This window comes from Halorubrum sp. CBA1125, from assembly GCF_009742825.1.
In the GTDB taxonomy this organism is placed as follows: domain Archaea; phylum Halobacteriota; class Halobacteria; order Halobacteriales; family Haloferacaceae; genus Halorubrum.
This window is the reverse complement of the sequence record NZ_WPCE01000039.1, coordinates 1-18,601: the sequence shown is the minus strand read 5'-3', so window position 1 is coordinate 18,601 and position 18,601 is coordinate 1. Positions and strand designations below refer to the sequence as shown.

Below are 18,601 nucleotides of genomic sequence, written 5' to 3'. Positions count from 1 at the left end.
GAAGCCGCAGCCAGGCGCGTGACACCGCCGCGACGGGCGCAGACTAAACCCAGTCTATGGACCCCGCTCTCATCGCCCTCTTCGTCGGTGCAGCGCTCGCCAGCCTGTTCATGGCGTGGGTTATTGGCGCCGGGTCGAGCGGCGCGACGCCGTACGCCCCTGCTGTCGGCGCGAACGCCATCGGGACGATGCGGGCTGCGTTCCTCGTCGGCATGTTCGGCTTCGCCGGCGCCGTTACCCAGGGGGGAAACGTCTCGGAAGCCGTCGGGAGCGGTCTCGTCGGCGGCATCAGCCTGCCCGTCGCCGGTGTCATCCTCGTGCTCGTGTTGGGCGCGGGGCTGATGGCGGTCGGCATCACGACCGGTTATCCGATCGCGACTGCGTTCACCGTGACCGGCGCGGTCATCGGTGTCGGCCTCGCCCTCGGCGGGACGCCGGTCTGGCCGAAGTACCAGCAGATCGCCGCCGTCTGGATGTTGACGCCGTTCGTCGGCGGAGGTATCGCGTTCACGATCGCAAGTCTGCTTCCGCGTCCTGACGTCCGCGAGCGGTACAGTATTCCCGTCCTTGCCGGCCTCGTCGGGGCAGTCCTCGTGAACGTCCAGTTTAGCTTCTTGGGTGCGGGGAGCGCGGCGGGGACTGTCCGCGGGCTCGGGCAGCGACTGCTGGCAGTCGACGGGATCGCGTCCGCGGTCGGTATGACGGCCCTTGCAGCGCTGGCCATCGCTGGCGTCGTCTGGTGGGACGTCAGTCGCGACGAACACGGTGGTCTGCGTCGGGTACTACTGGCGCTCGGATCGCTCGTCGCGTTCTCCGCGGGCGGGAGTCAGGTCGGCCTCGCCGTCGGGCCGCTGCTCCCGCTGCTCGACGAGGTTGGGATGGTTTCGACGTTCGCCGTGCTCGTCGGCGGCGGCCTCGGAATGCTCGTCGGCTCGTGGACGGGTGCGCCCCGGATGATCAAGTCGCTCGCCCAGGACTACTCGTCGCTCGGGCCGCGGCGCTCGATCTCGGCGCTCGTGCCGTCGTTCCTGATTGCACAGCTGGCCGTCCTGCTTGGCGTCCCGGTCTCATTCAACGAGATCGTCGTCAGCGCCATTATCGGGAGCGGGGCCGCGGTCGGCGGTCGGGAAGCGGTGGATGCCCGGAAAATCGGTATGACCGTAGGGGCGTGGGCAGGGTCGTTCCTTCTCGCGTTCGTGCTCGCGTATGCCGCTGGCGCGTTCCTCCTAGTGTAATCCACAGATAACATATAGTGTACTCCTCCAGATAGTATTGTATGGTATTTCCACAACTATTAAGTACTGAAGTCGGCTATGCGGAATTGATCAGAATCCCATGATATTCACAATACTATCGGTGGTATCGTGAGATGTTCGGTCTCGAAACGGTGAGTGGATCAGCACAGGCCGCAGTCACGGTTGGTATCGTCTTTCTGCAAGCTATCGCGCTGTACGTGGGGTACGGAGCACTTACGAGGTTCGCCCAACCGACTGTACTCGACGCGTTGGGTCGTGAGTGACGATGGAGATACTCGGATTGAGCCTTCTGATGGTCGGCGTGTTCGTTGGATTCGGGCTGCTCATCGGGACCCTCTTCGGGTTCTTCGGCATGGGCGGGTCGTTTCTCGTGACGCCCGCGCTGCTCGTGATGGGATATCCGTCGACGGTCGCCGTCGGCAGCGGGTTGGCATTCGTCTTTGGAACGAGCGTCATCGGCGCGCTCCGCCACCGCGACCACGGGCAGGTCGACTACAAGCTCGCAGTCATCATGACCGTCGCGATGACCGTCGGTATCGAGGCCGGAAAGAGCGTCGTGTTCTTCCTCGAAGCGACTAGGATGGCCGATCTCGTCATCAATGTCGCGTACGTCGGCCTGCTCGCTACTGTCGGTCTGTTTACGCTCCGTGACTCCTGGACTGACGACAGTGACGACGGCGATGCCGATACCGATCTCGCCGATCGCGTCCAGTCGATTCACATCCCGCCGATGGTGACGTTGCGCGGCGGCGTCCGCGTTTCAGGGACGATCGTCTTCGCTGTCGGTCTCGTCATCGGGGTCCTGTCCGGGTTCCTCGGCGTCGGTGGCGGGTTCCTCCTAATGCCCGCGATGATGTACGGACTCGGCGTCCCCGCTGCGATCGCCGTCGGAACGGACATCCTTCAGATCACGATCTCGGGCGCGTTCGGGGCGTTCACCTACGCGCAATCCGGGGCCGTCGCGCTCCCAGTTGTCGCGTTCCTCCTCCTTGGGAGCGCTCTCGGTGCGCGCATCGGGGCGGGCGCGACAAATCTCGTCGACGAAGACGAGATCAAGGGATACTTTGCCGCGATGCTGCTCGCCGGGAGTCTCGCTGTCGCGTCGAACAAACTCGGGACTGTCTACGATATCGAGGTGCTCAACCTGTTGAGCACCGCGCTGATCTTCGGAGCCGCATTCCTCGTTAGTGGCGCTGTCGTGGTTGCGGCCGTCTGTCGGTTGCGCTCCGACCAGACTGGGCGCTGGTGTCGTCTTACTACATCGCAATTAGGATAGCCCCTTTCGATTGCGGCACCGATGGGACACGACGCAGGGCTTTCACTCCGGATTTCGAGCGAGTATAGCCTGTGTGGCACGTGATTGTGGAATCTATACACAAGCCTTTTATCGGCATATTCACTACCTAGTAGTGATAACAATGCCAGATTCGATGTCTGAACAGCTCCGCCGGGACATGGAGTGCGAGGGGCTGCTGGAGTGCTTCCACGGCCTCAAAGAACTCGACAAGGAGTGTTTTCAGGCGCTCGTCGAGGCCGAAGAACCGCTGACCGTCGACGAGATTGCCGAGGCTGTTGACCGGGAACGCTCTACCGCCTACCGTGCCGTACAACGGCTGCTACAGACCGGCTTCATCGAGAAAGACCAGATCAACTACGACCAGGGCGGCTACTACCACGTCTACTTGCCGACGGATCCCTCCAAGATCGCCGACGACATGCAGCGGATGCTCAACGACTGGTACGCGAAGATGGGCCAACTCATCCAGGAGTTCGAGAACAAGTACGAACAGTCCGACACCTCGGCTCCCGCTGCTGAAAGCTAACCTCCACTTCTTTCTGTCTCAGATCTCGCCTGTTTCGACGGTGAGCTGGGATCTCCTGTAGTACAGAGGTACCTGCGGAGCCGCGTGCAAATTCTATTGTATAGTACTGTACTCGTTACTCAAACTACCAATCGTCGCCGGTGTGTACGTACTCGTGATGGCAACCGATACTGCATCCGACGCTGGCCTCGCTACCACGAGTGAACCGCTCCACATCAACGGCCAGTCCCAGCTTGACGATGTCGTCGCCAAGCACGATGTCGTCCTCACGGACTTCTACGCCGACTGGTGTGGTCCCTGTCAGATGCTCGAACCCGTCGTCGAACGCTTGGCCGCGGAGACTGATGCGACCATCGCTAAGGTCGACGTCGACGCCAACCAGCAACTCGCCGGCGCATACGGCGTTCGGGGGTCCCAACCCTTACCTGTTCGCCGACGGCGAGTAGGTCGAAGAGATCGTCGGGCTGCAGGGCGAAGAGCAACTGCGCTCTTTGATCGAGAGGTACACCGAGTAACTGACTGAGGAGATACGAGAGCTCGTCATCGCCGGCTTGCGACCGTCGAGAGCTAGTCCGCAGGCTGGGACGGCGTGGCGTCGGCGAACCGCCGGAGTTCGGCCCGGATGGCGTGGTACTTCGCGGCGAGGAAGCCCGCGAGGATGAACACGAAGCCGGTCGCGGTGGTGGCGGTCACGTCCTGTCCGAGGACGAGCCAGCCCGCCAGCGCCGCGAACACGGGAATCACGTACTCGATGAAGCTTATCTCGATTGGTCCCAGTGAGTCCAGCAGGACAAAGTACAGCAGGAAGCCGCCGGCGCCGGCGACGGCGCCGAGGTACGCGATTGCGGCCAGCGCGGACGGATTCCACGTCGCGGCCGCGAACGACTGCCCGGGGAGCGCGAACACGGCGACATGGAGGACGACCGCGCCGACGACCATCATCCACGCTTGCGTCGCGAGGAACGGTAGCGACGGGTCGCGGCTGTGTGTGAGGACGGCGGCGAGTGCGAACGCGAGCGCGGACGCGAACACGAGCGCGACGCCGACGGCGCTGTCCCCGAGGTTCGACGGATTGGGGTCGGCGATGACGACGACGCCAGCGAACCCGAGCACGACGCCGAGCGCGGTCGCGGCGGTGAACTCCTCGTCAGTGGATACCAGCCGCGTGAGCGCGGGCGTCACGACCGGGATGAGCCCCAAGAGGACGGCGGCGACGCCGCCGGTGACGTACTGCTGGCCGGCGAACAGGAACGCGTGGTGGACGCCGATCATGAGTGTGCCGCCGACGAGCACGTAGGCGTAGTCGTCGCGCGTTTGCGGCCGGAATTCGGTGCCGGACGCGACGACGGCAGCGAACAACAGCACGGCGGCGACGTCGAAGCGCATGGCCGCGAACGGCACGGCCGGGAGGTCCGCGAGGCCGACGTCCGTCGCCATGAACGCCGTCCCCCAGATGGCAGCCAACAGGAGGTACTTGCCCGCAGTTCGGTAGCGACTCATTCCTGAGTAGGTCGCCGTCTGACGGGGATATGTGTGTCGAACCAGACGACCGCCAGCGCTACTCCTCGGCGAGCACGTCCTCGATTTCACGTCCACGTCGACGACAGTTCGTGAGTCCTGCTTGTCTCGAACAGATCCCCCGGTGTTGGTGACGTTGACGTGCAGTTCGGCGTTGCCGTTTTGGAACAAGGTGCTCTGTTGAATCCGCAGAAGGCGTCGGAGTGAGGGATATATTTGGCCGGACGAACAGCTGTCCCGAGTGATTTCTCGATCTGTGTTTTCGTGGGATCGTCCTGGCCAGCAGATGCTGGCGGATGAAGCTGAGTGAAACCCAGTAGATTCGGGAGTACATCCGAGGTGTGTATCGACGATCCCCGCGCAGTCATCGGATTCAACAGAGCGTTCTGAATTGGATATTCAATAATAGGTAGGTCAATGAGTCCTTGGACTCAATTCATTCATCTCCAGAAGAATCCACGAAGTCAGAAAGCGTAGTTTTGCCTGTCGACCGAATCTCCTCCAAAATGTCCCACTTGAGTTCAAGTAATTCTTCTTTCAAATCATCCGCCATATGGTGTTTTGCCATCTTCTCCTCTAGCTCCGCCTCCAGTTTTTCCCCATCAGAGGTCGCATTCGACTTAATCCGATATCCGTTTTCAAGCACGTCTCCTTGGTCGTCCTCTAACTCTACAACGTTACACGCCATACCATACTCTATGAAATTCCGATAGAGCGTCTGCTTCTCCTCTACCAGATAATTGTTGAGTTCGATATCTTGTTGGCCGAACAATTGCTCCCAATTTTTGTATGTGAACACTTCGTGCCCTCGTTGGTGATACCGCGTCACCAGCACGAACGCCATGTGTTTCAGTTTCAGGTACTTGCTTGACGAAAAGGTGAATGCCAAATAATCCTGCTTCGGAACGCGCTTCCCCAGGCCACGTTTATTTGTGTCACCACCCTTCATTTACGTGAGATCGTGACACGGCGTCCATGCCAACAGGAATCCTGTTGGGTTGAAATGACAACTGATCTATGTTTGAGCCCAAAACTGGGCGTAGAAAGCTTTTGCAGGCACAACGTAGTCACTCGTTTGTATGAGACTAAGTATGGGTTGGGGCGGATTTGAACCGCCGGCCTGCTCCGTGAAATAAAGTCTCTATCCCTATGCCGTCTGTCGGTTCATCCAAAAGGTGAAACAAGGATGACCGACGCATTTCAGCCCGAGAAGGCTGTAGAAATGTACCTATCCGACCGGGAAGCAGAGTTAGCCAAATCAAGCCTTCAGAACCACCGTTACCATCTCAAGCGGTTCTTGGAGTTCTGTGAAGCAACGGGCTTTGATGATATGACGGAGTTGGATGGGCGAACTGTCTATGAGTACAAGCAGTACAGGCGGGATGAGGGTGGTGTGAATCAAATCACCCTATCAAACCAATTGTCCACGTTCAGGGTTTTCGTCCGGTTCTGTGAGAACTTAGGAGAGGTAGAGAATGGTTTAGCCGACAAAATAGAACTCCCCGACGTTGACCCATCAGAAGCCGCAAGAGATGAAATGATTGAGCCGGAGCGAGCCTTTGCCGTACTTGAATATCTTGAGAAGTTTGAGTACGCTTCCAAGAGGCACGGACTGTTCTACCTGATGTGGCATACCGCTCTCAGGTTGGGTACGGTCTACTCCATCGATGTAGATGATTTTCATCCCAATGAAGGATATATCGAACTACACCACAGACCGGAGAGCGAAACTCCGTTGAAAAATAAGCAACACGCAGAAAGAGAGGTGAATCTGAAGGGACACGTCTGCCAAGTCCTACACGATTACATCTCTCACAATCGGGACAATGTGACGGATGACTACGGACGGAAGCCTCTCTTTACCTCAACCCACGGTCGCCTCTACAAGAATCAAATTCGTAGAATTGTCTACTTCATCACCCGCCCGTGTTACTACTCCGGAGAGTGTCCCCACGATGAAGACCCTGAAGAGTGTGAGGCTACTTCCTTCAGTCACTCATCTAAGTGTCCTTCCTCAATCTCAACGCATCCTATTCGAAGGGGGAGCATCACCTACCACCTGAACGAAGAAGTGCCGAAAGAAGTGGTGTCTGATAGGGCTAATGTCTCACCGAAGATTCTTGAAAAGCACTACAACCGTCAAACTGAATCGGAGAAACGGCAAGTTCGCAAAGCCCACCTTGACAATCTCTAAAACTCTCTAATTCTTTATACAAGTGGGGCATTTTCATATCACAATTTGGATAAGACGCTGTTTCGTTTATAATAGATAGACAGTTCCGCCTACCGAACTGAATGAATTACGTTTGAATTGAATCGCTTTAGTCGGAGAAGAGGGAGCGAAGAAAGGAGTTCCTAAACGAACTGTAGGCTCTACGCTCTCATTTTCTTCGTTCAGTCAACAATCATTATATCCCTCTTCTACGCACTCATCTCTATGAGTTTTGACCGGGATGAGATTGAGGAGCGAGTAGAAGAGAGGGCTGAAACTGTTGATGAAAGGTTAGACCATATTCCCTCAAGTTACAGTATGCCCGACCCCGGAGATATGACCATTGGGAGCGCGAAGGATTTTGACCTTGGTTTGGTATTTTTAGACATTTATGATTCAACCGGATACCTGAGTCGGAATGATGACATTGATGTTCTATTTATGCTAAATAATTTCATTCCTGAGGTGATGGAGATTGTTCGGGATTATGACGGGTATTTTGAGAAGAATACAGGCGATGGAATCTTGGCGTATTTTGGGGCGGGGGAAGACCACGTAGATATCGCTCACACGATTTTAGAATATCTTGCTACTGTAAAATATACATTAGCAAACCATATCAATCCAATTTTAGAGGAGTATGATGTAGAACCGATTCAGATTAAAGCAGGGGCGGCGATGGGCGACGTATACATCTCTCGGATAGGCGTTAATAGGATGAGTCGCCGGACGGCGGTTAGTGTGGTTGCAAATATGGCCGCTGATTTAGAAGAACGTGCTGACAAGCACGAATACCTTGTTAGCCATCATACAAAGGTTGACGCGGAAGGATGTGATTGTTATCCAAATTGGTCACAGTATTTGAATGACCAAGGCTCACACGGTACTTACAGATATAGACCGAGTTCAGATAGCGATTGGGTATCCGCTCACTATTACAACTTCTCCGGGGCTTGGGAGGGAACAATATGGGACAACCTCAAGTGATATTTTATGGTTGATTATGGCCCCGAAGATTTGGCAGAGAAAACCCAAGACCACTTAAATAAGTATATTTCAGCGGCAGATAATAAGGCATCAATCCTTCTCACGGCTCTCTTTGCTTTCTTAGGGTTTTCCGCTACTATAATCAACGACATTCTCAACGGGACAAGTACCCTGTTCAATCTATTCGCCTCACTTGGCGCAATCTCCGGCCTGATAGCCGCCTTCCTCGCAGGTCTTGTTGTATATCCCCGAACTCCGAAACCTGAAAATGGGTTCATCTATTGGGAGAACATCTTGGAACACGGTGAGAGAAATAAATTCGTTGAGGCTGTTCAGGACTTAGATGGGGACTCCGCTCTATCAGAATTGTCTAAGGAGAATTACGACCTTGCAAAAGTGGCCCATCAAAAATACTATTATCTTAGGTGGTCGCTTCGTATTACCCTTCTAATGGCGGTTTTCGCTGTGGTTTCGATGATTATCTACACCGTATGAAATCTTCTTTATATGTTTCTATTCACGCTTGTGCGCTTAGTCTCCAAGGTCCGCAATATCCCTGTAGCCCGAATCTTTGAGTGTAGCGCAGATACGGACTAAGCGAGGATTCACTTTATACCCCCTCTTCAATTCGCATACAATGGCGTATTCCGACCGCACCACCATACCCTGTGAAAAGTCCACGCGAGAGAGGTTGAAAAGTCTGAAACGCGGAGGTGAAAATTGGGATTCTCTACTGAAGACGTTGAGCGAATCCTACGACCCCGACCAATCTCACCGCTAACCGATTTGAATGAATGAAGTAGATGAGGCGGGCGATTCCTACCCCGACCGCCTTCTCCCTGATGATGGAAGGAACGCAGTCCACGGAGTGAACTACACTTGGAACCTACGGATTATAGCGTAATAAACGAAACGACGGACAGTAATCGGATATACACTCAAACAGGCGATATTGCTGTCCCATATCTCAGGGATGGGCAATTAGAGTTTCAACCACCTAAGAAGACCTTAGAAACACTCGCTCAGGAACGGGCTGAACGGCGACAAACTCACGTCATTTCAAAATCAGCCCCCCGGCTCAATAACAGGAAATGCCACCATCACGAACACGACAATCCAAAATGTATCTGTAATACGACGGATAGCGAGCGGGCTGAATTACTTCGTGGCTATCTTCAAGAGTTGGCTGATGCGGGTTGGACTAATCTTCGGCTGATGCCTGTCAACAGGGAGAAAGAACCGGATATTTCATCGAAAGGAGTTGGGCTTGATAGCGCACAGTCGTATAACCTTCTTCACACCCCTAAAGAGGCGATAGCGGCCATTAAGGATGGAGCGGTAGGGTTCTGCTTGTATGCGGATAAGCCCGGTCACAACACGGAGGGATTGATTTTCGCGGATAGAGATGAACCCAACCAATGGCCCGACCTTGGGAAGACGCTCCGAGTAATCTCCGGTTCAGGAACCGGCGACCATCTTACATTCATCAACGCCGGAAATATTGGCTGTGCGAAGGCAAAAGGAGATTTGAAAGGTATTGGTTCAGTCCGAGGTACGAATTGGTTCGTAGACGCTCCCGGCTCCGTTCATCCAACAGGCGGGATTTACCATATGGTTGAAAACCCCGACATTGCGGAACTGTCGAACGATGACCTACCAAGAGAACTCCGTCCCGGCTCACGCGCTAACTCAACATCATCCGCGAAGGCTGAACCGATTGAGCCACTTGGGAGCCTGCCTGATGATTTCAATCCGGCTGAAGTGACCAACGACGTAGGAATCACCCTCAAGGAAGTGCGGCGGCTCTCCGAACGACTGAATTATCTCTTGTCCTGTATCAATCCAAGCGGATATGACAGTTTGAGCGAAGCCGACCAAGCGGCAGTCCGGAGTCTTCTTATTTGGCGCTTTGATGAAACAGACATTGCGAATATTCTACGCTCCTGCCGTGACCGACGCGGTCGTGTTGGGGAAGATGCTCACCCATACAAGATGGAGCGAGATGATTACGTGCGACGGACAATCCAAAACACAGCTATCCCGTACAAGGTAGACCCGGATTTGGCTCAGGCCCTGTTGAAAGACGCGAAGAAAACAAGCGGTTCCCGACCGTCAGCCGGGAACTTCTCACTCATCGAAGTTCAGAAAGCATTCGCCTATCTGAACGGTGGAGCGACAGTCACTCAACTTGTTGAGAGCGGTCTTATTACTTGGAGGGACGGAACACAGAAGAGTTCTGTAAAGAAGCGAGTGCGTAGGTGTTTGAGTATTCTTCAGGATGCAGAATACGTTTCAGGGAAGACACATCCTCAAGACCGGCGAAAAACACTCTACGTGACTCACGGACTCAGCAAACTTCGGATTCCGGGCGATGAAGAGTGGAATCAGGCCACCCGTTCACTCAGGAAGTTGAGCGAGGATAATAGGGATACTGAGGAAAGTTCAGGTCGGGTGAAATAGACTCTTCTTCATTCCCTTTCTTTTCCTCTATGTGTACCTGTGTCCGATACCCAATTATATGATAGGTTTGTAGACCAATTTCATAATATCCCTACTGAGGAAGGTCGGCTGAGATTCGTGGATTTTGATGTAGTCGCTAAAGATGTTACATCGGATTTCTCAGAAGATACCCCCCGGTATCCTTGCTTGTTGATATAGAGGAAGTATGCTGATAGGTTTCAGAATTTTTGCTCTCGACCTATGCTGTTTCCCTCAAGATTCTAAGATTGATATATATGGAGAAAAGGGGGTGTTTCCCTGATAGAAGTGGACAGATGAAAGTAGCACCGAATCCGAACACAGACCCCTTGCTCTACTGATTAGGTGAAGCGGAGTGTAGTAGAGAGAAAGGCTGTGAGATTCAATTGAGCGGGCCATATGTGGGTACTAATATCGTTGTTATCTACTATATTCTAATATCTTATTCATATTATCGTAGATTCTACGAAGGTCGCGTATATCTCGGTTATCTTCTGTTGATTGGTCTATCCCCATAATATGGATAGTATTCCCGTGATGAGCAACATCATTTCTGAGTTCCTTGATTTTGTATAATATTCTCACCGCATTTTCTTGGTCAAATGGCAATTGTTGAGAGATAGGATTGTTTCCTTCAGAAGAGCGGTGGTGCTTTACAATTTCGTATAAATCCTCAAAGGTAGTGTAGTCAACAAGCCGTAACTGTAGGTCTGCGTCTCCATCATCCTCATATTTGCTACGGGCTTCCTCACTATTCTCTTCTATAACTTGAGCCGATGTTGTGGGGTGTATTACGTCTCTCAGATATGTTTCAATCTGATTTATTTTTGAGTATAGGTATGTGTGTGATGCGAGTTTATTCAAATCGGCCTGAGTGATTATACCCTCTAACCTATCATTCCATCCGATAAAGTAGACTGTCTTCTCTTCAAGAAGTTCAATCAGTTCCTCAAAATCTGTATCGGGAGAAATCAGACTATCCAAATCAATCTGAGATGCGTGGTCTAATAGGTCGTCTGAACCAAAACCATCCGTATAAAGACTCTCAAGCCTCTTTCTACGGACGTAGTGATAGGGGGATGTATTTCCCTTAATCGGAGCGGCATTGAATTGCTTCTCTTGTAGGTCTACAAGGGCTTCGTTCACGGTGTATTCGGAAGACAAATAGTAGATTTCTGTAGTCATCAAATCACGCACTCCGATTGTGAACTCCTCTCCAAACATCAGTCGAAATGTCCGGTTCAATCGATAAAGAGGTACAGGTCTAATAATTCATAGTCGCCCGAAGAGCAAAGACTGTGGCTCACGTAGTAGAAATCGGGAAGACCTATGCTTCATTGTCCTTCGTGTAATTGGGCGTGGCAATTTGAGGAAGACGGAATCCGCTGTCCATTCTGTGAGGCGGCTATCGGGGTCGCCGGAGCTGATGCCCCTGAAGAAGCGAAAAAGGAAATCGCTCAGTTCAACAGCAAGTGAGGGTCTACCCGTGGCTTCGCCGTAGACCCCTCTCTCAACGTTGACAGGGCCTTCCTTCGATGGGAGAGTGTCTTTCATCACACCCAACTCAACGGCGTTAGACGGCTTCTCAGACGCTTGAATCATCTCGCTGTCTTGCGATTCTATAACGCTATAACATCGGTTGACACCGACTACTGAATTGGATAAGTTTCAACTTTGGCTCCGGCTCCGCACGAAGATGTTATCGTGACAGGTCTGAGAACCCCTTTAGTTTGTTTGGTGATATATTTGAGGCAGTAAGATGGAAGTGTTGTGAGAGACTGTGAATGGATTACCCTGTTTAAATAATTTATAAGTGAATAAATCGATTCCCGCCATTACTCTAACGCCAATACAACCAAAATATTGATATGAATCAGTAGTCGCTCAGTCGGGAGTCATCAGACCCGTGGCGACCGTACTCGGGATGGTAACAGAGAACAGTATTTATTACAGATGGGTTTCTCCTTGAGAGACATAATGGAGATATCGATTAGTTTCAAAGATGGGCCAATTGAAGCCGAAATCACGGCAGATGAGACAGATGATTATGAAGAAGTGTTAGAAGCACTTTCTGAGTTTGTTGACGGGTATTCCCCAACGGTTTCCCAACCGGATGAAAACCCAACTCAGAACGAAACGACCACTACTGAGAATACTGAGGAAAATGACTCAACATCTGAAGTTGAAACTCAAAATGAGTCTAATGGTGATTTTTCTACCCTTCAGGAAATACCTGAGAGCAAATTACAGCGTGTGATGAAAACAGGACGCGTTGATAATGGAGATATTTCTGAACATCCATATGTCATTGCGACTACGGATAGTTTAGGCGATACTGAAACAGAACGGTTGCTTCATACATCTGTTCTCATCCTTAGCGTTCTTGATGAGTTCCACGACACGGATAGGATGAAGACGACCGAATTGAAACAGGCTCTCGCGGATTCAGGCCTAAACGATGACAATTTCGGAAATATCGATAAATTGGATGAAGCCGAGGTATATCTCAATCGAAGAGGGAGAGGGTCTACTGCTACAACCGAAATCCGCCGACCCGGAAAAGACAAAGCAAAGGAATTAGTTACCAATCTTATAGAAGACATATAATATGGACTTTGACCGGCTGATTAAGCACTCTACTGTTTCAACTGAGAAACATACAGTCGGATTGGCGCTCTATTTCCTTGATGAAATACAGGGGAAAACGCCGGTCACAACACAGGCTATTAGAGATATTATAGCAGATGCACGGGTAGATGTAGACTCTCGGAACCTCTCAGCGTATCCAAGTCAATTGGTAGATGATGGGTATATAATACGAATGGGAGACGGCTATGCTCTTTCCCACGATGGACAAGAACACTACCCTGAACTCTTTGATTTACCGGAATATCCGGAAGAACGCCGCGAAGATGATTTCTTGAACGTGACTTATTCTGAGGAGCGATTCTATAAGCAACTAATTGAGGATATAAACCAAACACACCGGGTGAGGGTGTATGATGCTACCTTGGTTCTAACACGGAAACTGTTTGAATCTCTTCTAATCGATATTCTCCGGGGTCACTATGGAAATCAAGAAATTCGCCTCTTTTTTAATCCCGACACCGCTCAGTATCTCCCGTTCTCCATCCTTATTGATAACTTTGAGGAACATAAGCAAGATTTTCAACACTATTCGCTTTCCTTGGATAGCGATTTCATAGATGAGTTAAACAAGTTCAGACACGACGCGAACGAAAGTGCCCATTCTATAGAAGTGGATGTGTCTGAAGAAGAGATAGAAGAAAAATCAGAAGAAGCAACCCGTATTGCTGAGATTTTGTTTAATGTTTGGCGGAAAGTTCAGGTAGCTAATGGAGTCGGTGACAACAATAACGATTAGTTAGTGAACGTGTGTGGATTATCTCTCAATATCTGTTTCTAAGAGTTGAGTTTCCTTCATCAGTTATTCTATATTTCCCATTATTCTCTTCAATGTATCCAATTGACTGAAGCCACTCAAGATGACGTGTGATGACTCCCTTGGTCAAACTATACTCGGGAAAGGCTTCCTGTAGACCACTTTGAACTTGTTTCTCAGTCTGTGGCCCTTCAGACAGAATTGATAGAAGAGTCTCAAATCCCTTCACGTTCTCACTAAGATGACGGAACAGAAAATCGGAGTCCCCCGAGCTTCGGTAGTAGTCGCCGGCGTCTGTGATTGAATGTTCTCTCCCATCTTTGCTAATCAGTCCGATTGTCCTTACAAACCGAACGTAAGTCTCCATCGTGGACTCCTTTTCTGCCCCGGTATTGTCCCTCAACCACGACCATAGGGCGGGTTCTGAAGGAGATGTACCGTCGATGTAGTCCAACATTGAGCGCAAATTCTCAATTCGATTGTCTACTCCGCCGAAGAAGCGGTCTGCCGTCATCCTACGGTCATCATCCTCTTCCACTTGATTGAGAAGTTGAGTGGGAGAGTCAACATCATCTACGAAACTCGCTCTCACCCGTGGTGCGTCTGATGACAGGGCAGTTGTCGGTTGTGAGTGTGTAGAAGAGGCAGATGGTGAGGCACGGACAAGTTCATCAAGTTCCCCAAGGTCAACAGGGCCACTTTCAGACCAAAGCCGGGTGAACCATTCACTCAACTCCTTGATTTTCTCTTCCTCGCTAAACCGAACTCCCATCTCAGTCCGTCCGGTTACACCCTTCTCCGTGAGATTTGCTGAGCCAAGGACTGCCGAATCATCCGAGAGAACCACTTTTGCGTGGATATGACGGAAGTGGTGAATCCGGTCTTGATGCTCTTCGATGAACTCCTTGATTTCATCTCTTGAGTCGCCGTGAAACGTCCCGACCCAAGCCACAACATCGGTGATAATCTGCCACTCATCTACGTCGCTGAGGATGCTTTTCACGTAGGTCGGGCTAATGTATGGGCAGACAATTCTCACCTGTTCGGAGTCTGCTGTTTCACGGATAGCCGCATCAAATGGGGATTCTCCCTTGTTGTAACTCTCTTCGGAGTGGTAGATGAGATTGCTCATAAGTTACCAACCGCCTTCAAATTCAACCTCAAGACCACACTTCTCCGCAAATCGTTGTACGTGGCGCTTCTTATCCCGCTTGTTGAAACTTGTAAAGAGGTAATATCCATTAGTCAACTCACGGTGTGTTCTCATCTCTCCTTTCCCGTCCGGGTGAACAGGTTGGTCATTGATGAGGGCGTTCTTCCGACCGGGAACATAGGGGAGAGGCTCAAGAACAGAAATCAAGTCGTGGTTCTCAATGAAGTAATTCGTTGCTTCTGCCATCGCATCACTTTGGTTGTCATCCGCGAAGGTAGCAATAGCAGTATCTCCGTTCGTTATTTTGATGACGTACTCTCCGGTCGTATCTTGAACATCTTCAACATCAGGCGTGGATACCTCTCTCTCTTCATCAGGTGATGAAGTAGTGCCTATTGCTCTTCGCTGTTCCTCAAGAGCCGAAATCAGACCATCAACGAACTCCGTTGCTTGTGCTTGAGTATCCAACGGGACTGATGGACCAATCTCTTCCAATAGAACTTCGTTGAGGTCGCTCGCTACCTGTTCCTTGTTCTGTTGAAGATGTAGAATAGCCTCACCTGCCTGTGCTATCTGAGTAGCTATCTCATCTGATTTACCGGACTGAATCGATTCCTTGCTGAGAATTTCCAATAGGTCGGGACGTTCCTTCAGGTCACTCAACTCAAACTGTATGAGCGAGATTTCTTCCTGTCTTCCGTCGTCCCCCTTCGTCAACACCTCAAACGATTTTCCGTTAGTCACGACTCCCCAATCAACTTCCAATTCTTGTCGCATATAGCTCCGAAGCTGAGCAATGCTATCCTCATCAAGACTTGAACGGGCAGGCTTGGCTTCAACGAACACTACCGGAGTATCTCCTAATTGTAGGGCAAAATCCACTTTTGTCTTCCCGGTTGCCATCCGAACCGTATGCTCCGGTTCAACTTCCGTTGAGCGCGAGTCCCATCCAAGCAGTTCGATGAAAGGGATAACAAGACGGAATTTCGTCGCCTCTTCGTCCATCTGTGGTGAGGCTTCTAAGGTAGCTTGAGCTTGGTCTACGAACTCCCTCACTTCCCCTTCATCCATAATTGTGAAAATATTGCTCAACCCATTGTTATCAATGTACCCGACTACGACCGCTATGATTGGATAATTTGAGGGGGACGCCGATTTGCGGACGCTAATGAAATATCACGGTGGCCGAGAATCACGCCAATGATAGCCTACTGTGTCACTTCAAAACAGTCCGGTTAAACTGTCGCTGAGCCTGCCGTAGAGGAGTACAATACAGCATATGGTTATAAGATTATAGAGACTCAATTATGAGTGAACCGGCAGACGGCGAAGGGTCGGTTACAGGGACTGAATGAATCTGTATGACAGAATTGTGGTACTATTTATAACGTACCCGAAGCCATACGGCGATTAGGAAGCATACAGAATCAGGATGGGTTGGGGCGGATTCGAACCGCCGACCTGCTCCGTGTGAAGGAGCCGTCATAACCTGGCTAGACCACCAACCCGCTCGTTTCGACGTATCCAACCTCGGGACTTAAGAGTTACTTTGTGGGGAAGATCGGTGCCCGGACACCCGTGATCGTGTGTCGGACGACGGACAGCGAGAACAGCTTTGCCGACGCACTGCAACAGCTACGAGCCACAGGTCGGTCCCTCACACGGCCGAAATCGTCGTCTGCCGGCGCTACGCTTCGGTCTCTTCGGCGGCGTCGCGACCGCGGTAGGCGGCCACGCGCTCGCGCGCCGAAGCCACCGCTTCGCGGGCCTCGCCCTCGGCGCGCTCTTCCAGTTCCTTCAGGTCGGCCTGCAGTCGATCCAGCCGCGACGGTTCGGGTTCGTCGTCGGCCTCGACGCCGACGAGGTCCTTCACTCGGGCCTCGACCGGCTCTAGCTCTTCTTTCACGCCCGCCTTGGCGTGCTCGGCCGCTCGTCCGAGGTAGTACCGCGCGTCTTCGAAGTGTTTGCTCATATCTGCCCTTTGGTGAAGGACAGATATATCCTTTGTGGCGATCGGTCCGCCGCCGTTCCGGCTCCGCCCAAGCGCAACGCCTGTAAGCACGCGGAGAGAGATGACGCGTATGACCGTCTGTGAAGCGCCGGGGAAGGTGTACCTCTTCGGCGAACACGCCGTCGTCTACGGCGAGCCGGCCGTGCCGGCGGCGATCGAGCGTCGCGCCACGGTGACCGCCGAACCCCGCGACGACGACCACGTTCGCGTCGAAGCCGAGGACCTCTCGCTCGACGGGTTCACCGTGGAGTACGCCGGCGGCACCGACGACCGGCCGGACGTCGACGTGCCGACTCCGCTCGTCGAGGCCGCGATGGGATACGTCGACGCCGCGGTGCGGCAGGCGCGGGACGCGGCGGACGCGCCCGATGCCGGCTTCGACATCACCGTCGAGAGCGACATCCCGCTCGGTGCCGGGCTCGGCTCCTCGGCCGCCGTCGTCGTCGCCGGGATCGACGCCGCCACAAGGGCGCTCGGCGAGCCGCTCGCCCGTCGCGAACTGGCCGACCGGGCGTACCGCGCCGAGTACGAGGTCCAGGACGGACAGGCGTCGCGTGCCGACACCTTCTGCTCGACGATGGGCGGTGCCGTACGAGTGGAGGGCGACGACTGCGAGCCGATCGAGGCGCCGAACCTCCCGTTCGTCGTGGGGTTCGACGGCGGCGCCGGCGACACCGGCGAGCTGGTGGCCGGCGTCGGTGCGCTGCGCGAGGAGTACGAGTTCGCCGCCGACACGATCGAGTCCATCGGCGACCTCGTGCGGGCGGGCGAGACGCTGCTAGCCGACGCGAACCCGGGGACCGAGCCGCCGCCGGAGCTGCTGGCGGACCTCGGCGAGCTGATGGACTTCAACCACGGGCTGCTCGCCGCGCTCGGCGTGTCCGCGCGCTCACTCGACGCGATGGTGTGGGCCGCACGCAACGCGGGCGCGCACGGCGCCAAGCTCACCGGCGCGGGCGGCGGCGGCTGCATCGTCGCGCTCGACCCCACCGAGGAGACCCAGACCGCGCTCTCGTTCACGCAGGGGTGTGAGGAGTCGTTCCGTGCTGCGCTGGCGACTGACGGCGTCCGGGTGGTGGAGCCGTGACGGGCAGCGATCGCGGGAGTCCCGCACCGGTCGAGGAGGACGGAGCGTCGGTCGAGGAGGAGGGACCGCCGGTCGTGCTCAAGCTCGGCGGCAGCGTGATCACCCGGAAAGATCGGCCGGAGACCGTCGACGACGACGCGCTCGCGGGAGCCTGTGACGCGATCGCCGAGGCGCTCGCGTCCGGATCGGTCGGCCGACTCGTCGTCGTCCACGGCGGCGGGAGCTTCGGCCACCACCACGCGAGCCGACACGGCGTCTCGACGACCCGTGGGACCGCGGACGCGACGGCGGTGGCCGACATCCACGGTGCGATGACGACGCTCAACCGGGCCGTGATCGGGAAATTGCACGACCGCGACGTGTCTGCGGTGCCCGTCAACCCGCTCTCGCTGTCGGCGCGCCCGACCGGGCCGGGCGGCGACCTCGACCTCCCCCTCTCGTCGACGGCGACGCTGCTCGGCGAGGGGTTCGTCCCCGTGCTCCACGGCGACGGCGTCGCGACCGCTGGCGAGGGTGTCACGGTGGTCTCCGGCGACGAGCTGGTCGTCGAGCTCGCCGCGGGGCTCGGCGCGAAGCGCGTCGGCGTCTGTTCGACGGTGCCGGGCGTCCTCGACGCCGACGGGGCGGTGATCGAGTCGATCGACGAGTTCGCGGCGGTCGCCGACGCGCTCGG

At 53.8% G+C, this 18,601-nt stretch carries 17 protein-coding genes, 1 tRNA gene and 1 pseudogene; 12 read left to right on the top strand and 7 right to left on the bottom strand.

All coding sequences use genetic code 11. The annotated features are described in order from the left end of the window. Positions 1-56: 56 nt before the first annotated feature. The 4 genes and pseudogenes from GJ633_RS05885 to GJ633_RS05870 all read left to right on the top strand — a co-directional run bounded on the left by GJ633_RS05885 (position 57) and on the right by GJ633_RS05870 (position 3,594). Positions 57-1,235 (top strand): inorganic phosphate transporter, encoded by a 1,179-nt coding sequence (locus GJ633_RS05885; protein WP_156587966.1) that lies wholly within the window; start codon positions 57-59, stop codon positions 1,233-1,235. 286 nt (positions 1,236-1,521) lie between these two features. Further along, the gene (locus GJ633_RS05880; protein WP_197431259.1) at positions 1,522-2,532 is read left to right on the top strand and encodes a sulfite exporter TauE/SafE family protein; all 1,011 of its coding nucleotides are present in this window, start codon (positions 1,522-1,524) and stop codon (positions 2,530-2,532) included. Positions 2,533-2,674: 142 nt separating this feature from the next. Further along, positions 2,675-3,079, top strand: coding sequence for a helix-turn-helix domain-containing protein (locus GJ633_RS05875; RefSeq protein WP_156587964.1), 405 nt, complete (start codon positions 2,675-2,677; stop codon positions 3,077-3,079). A gap of 157 nt (positions 3,080-3,236) precedes the next feature. Next, positions 3,237-3,594: pseudogene (locus GJ633_RS05870) on the top strand (thioredoxin family protein). A 52-nt stretch (positions 3,595-3,646) separates the two neighbouring features. On the opposite strand, the gene GJ633_RS05865 reads toward GJ633_RS05870, so the two are convergent. Together GJ633_RS05865 and GJ633_RS05860 are read right to left on the bottom strand one after the other, a co-directional pair. After that, entirely contained in the window at positions 3,647-4,579 is a 933-nt protein-coding gene (locus tag GJ633_RS05865; RefSeq protein WP_156587962.1) for a DMT family transporter, read from the bottom strand. A 454-nt stretch (positions 4,580-5,033) separates the two neighbouring features. Further along, the gene (locus GJ633_RS05860; RefSeq protein ID WP_156587960.1) at positions 5,034-5,441 is read right to left on the bottom strand and encodes a hypothetical protein; all 408 of its coding nucleotides are present in this window, start codon (positions 5,439-5,441) and stop codon (positions 5,034-5,036) included. A gap of 342 nt (positions 5,442-5,783) precedes the next feature. Between GJ633_RS05860 and GJ633_RS05855 the strand changes: the two genes are divergently transcribed. The 4 genes from GJ633_RS05855 to GJ633_RS05840 all read left to right on the top strand — a co-directional run bounded on the left by GJ633_RS05855 (position 5,784) and on the right by GJ633_RS05840 (position 10,256). Continuing rightward, complete coding sequence (locus GJ633_RS05855) at positions 5,784-6,791, top strand: site-specific integrase (protein WP_197431258.1); 1,008 nt, start codon at positions 5,784-5,786, stop codon at positions 6,789-6,791. Positions 6,792-7,034: 243 nt separating this feature from the next. Next, entirely contained in the window at positions 7,035-7,796 is a 762-nt protein-coding gene (locus GJ633_RS05850; protein ID WP_156587958.1) for an adenylate/guanylate cyclase domain-containing protein, read from the top strand. A gap of 6 nt (positions 7,797-7,802) precedes the next feature. Further along, positions 7,803-8,291, top strand: a complete 489-nt coding sequence (locus GJ633_RS05845; RefSeq protein WP_156587956.1) for a Pycsar system effector family protein — start codon at positions 7,803-7,805, stop codon at positions 8,289-8,291. Positions 8,292-9,011: 720 nt separating this feature from the next. Then, the gene (locus tag GJ633_RS05840; RefSeq protein ID WP_156587954.1) at positions 9,012-10,256 is read left to right on the top strand and encodes a hypothetical protein; all 1,245 of its coding nucleotides are present in this window, start codon (positions 9,012-9,014) and stop codon (positions 10,254-10,256) included. A gap of 438 nt (positions 10,257-10,694) precedes the next feature. On the opposite strand, the gene GJ633_RS05835 is transcribed toward GJ633_RS05840, so the two are convergent. Then, positions 10,695-11,498 carry a CBS domain-containing protein gene (locus GJ633_RS05835; protein ID WP_156587952.1) on the bottom strand — a complete coding sequence of 268 codons (804 nt, stop codon included), beginning with the start codon at positions 11,496-11,498 and terminating at the stop codon, positions 10,695-10,697. A gap of 753 nt (positions 11,499-12,251) precedes the next feature. Between GJ633_RS05835 and GJ633_RS05830 the strand changes: the two genes are divergently transcribed. Both GJ633_RS05830 and GJ633_RS05825 read left to right on the top strand, forming a co-directional pair. Continuing rightward, the gene (locus tag GJ633_RS05830; protein WP_156587950.1) at positions 12,252-12,881 is read left to right on the top strand and encodes a hypothetical protein; all 630 of its coding nucleotides are present in this window, start codon (positions 12,252-12,254) and stop codon (positions 12,879-12,881) included. 1 nt (position 12,882) lies between these two features. Beyond that, positions 12,883-13,659, top strand: a complete 777-nt coding sequence (locus tag GJ633_RS05825) for a hypothetical protein (protein ID WP_156587948.1) — start codon at positions 12,883-12,885, stop codon at positions 13,657-13,659. A 25-nt stretch (positions 13,660-13,684) separates the two neighbouring features. Here GJ633_RS05825 and GJ633_RS05820 read toward each other — a convergent pair whose 3' ends face one another. The 4 genes from GJ633_RS05820 to GJ633_RS05805 form a co-directional block, all read right to left on the bottom strand. Continuing rightward, entirely contained in the window at positions 13,685-14,809 is a 1,125-nt protein-coding gene (locus tag GJ633_RS05820; protein WP_156587946.1) for a phospholipase D-like domain-containing protein, read from the bottom strand. Between the two features lie 3 nt (positions 14,810-14,812). Next, positions 14,813-15,901, bottom strand: a complete 1,089-nt coding sequence (locus tag GJ633_RS05815) for a type I restriction enzyme HsdR N-terminal domain-containing protein (RefSeq protein ID WP_156587944.1) — start codon at positions 15,899-15,901, stop codon at positions 14,813-14,815. A gap of 362 nt (positions 15,902-16,263) precedes the next feature. After that, a tRNA-Val gene (locus GJ633_RS05810) sits at positions 16,264-16,338 on the bottom strand. A 179-nt stretch (positions 16,339-16,517) separates the two neighbouring features. After that, positions 16,518-16,802: a hypothetical protein gene (locus GJ633_RS05805; RefSeq protein ID WP_156587942.1), complete on the bottom strand. Its 285-nt coding sequence runs from the start codon at positions 16,800-16,802 to the stop codon at positions 16,518-16,520. A gap of 109 nt (positions 16,803-16,911) precedes the next feature. On the opposite strand from GJ633_RS05805, the gene mvk reads away from it, so the two are divergent. Next, positions 16,912-17,928 (top strand): mevalonate kinase, encoded by a 1,017-nt coding sequence (gene mvk, locus GJ633_RS05800; protein WP_156587940.1) that lies wholly within the window; start codon positions 16,912-16,914, stop codon positions 17,926-17,928. A 74-nt stretch (positions 17,929-18,002) separates the two neighbouring features. Next, positions 18,003-18,601: isopentenyl phosphate kinase (locus tag GJ633_RS05795; RefSeq protein WP_321168930.1), on the top strand; the 599-nt coding region annotated here is incomplete at its 3' end.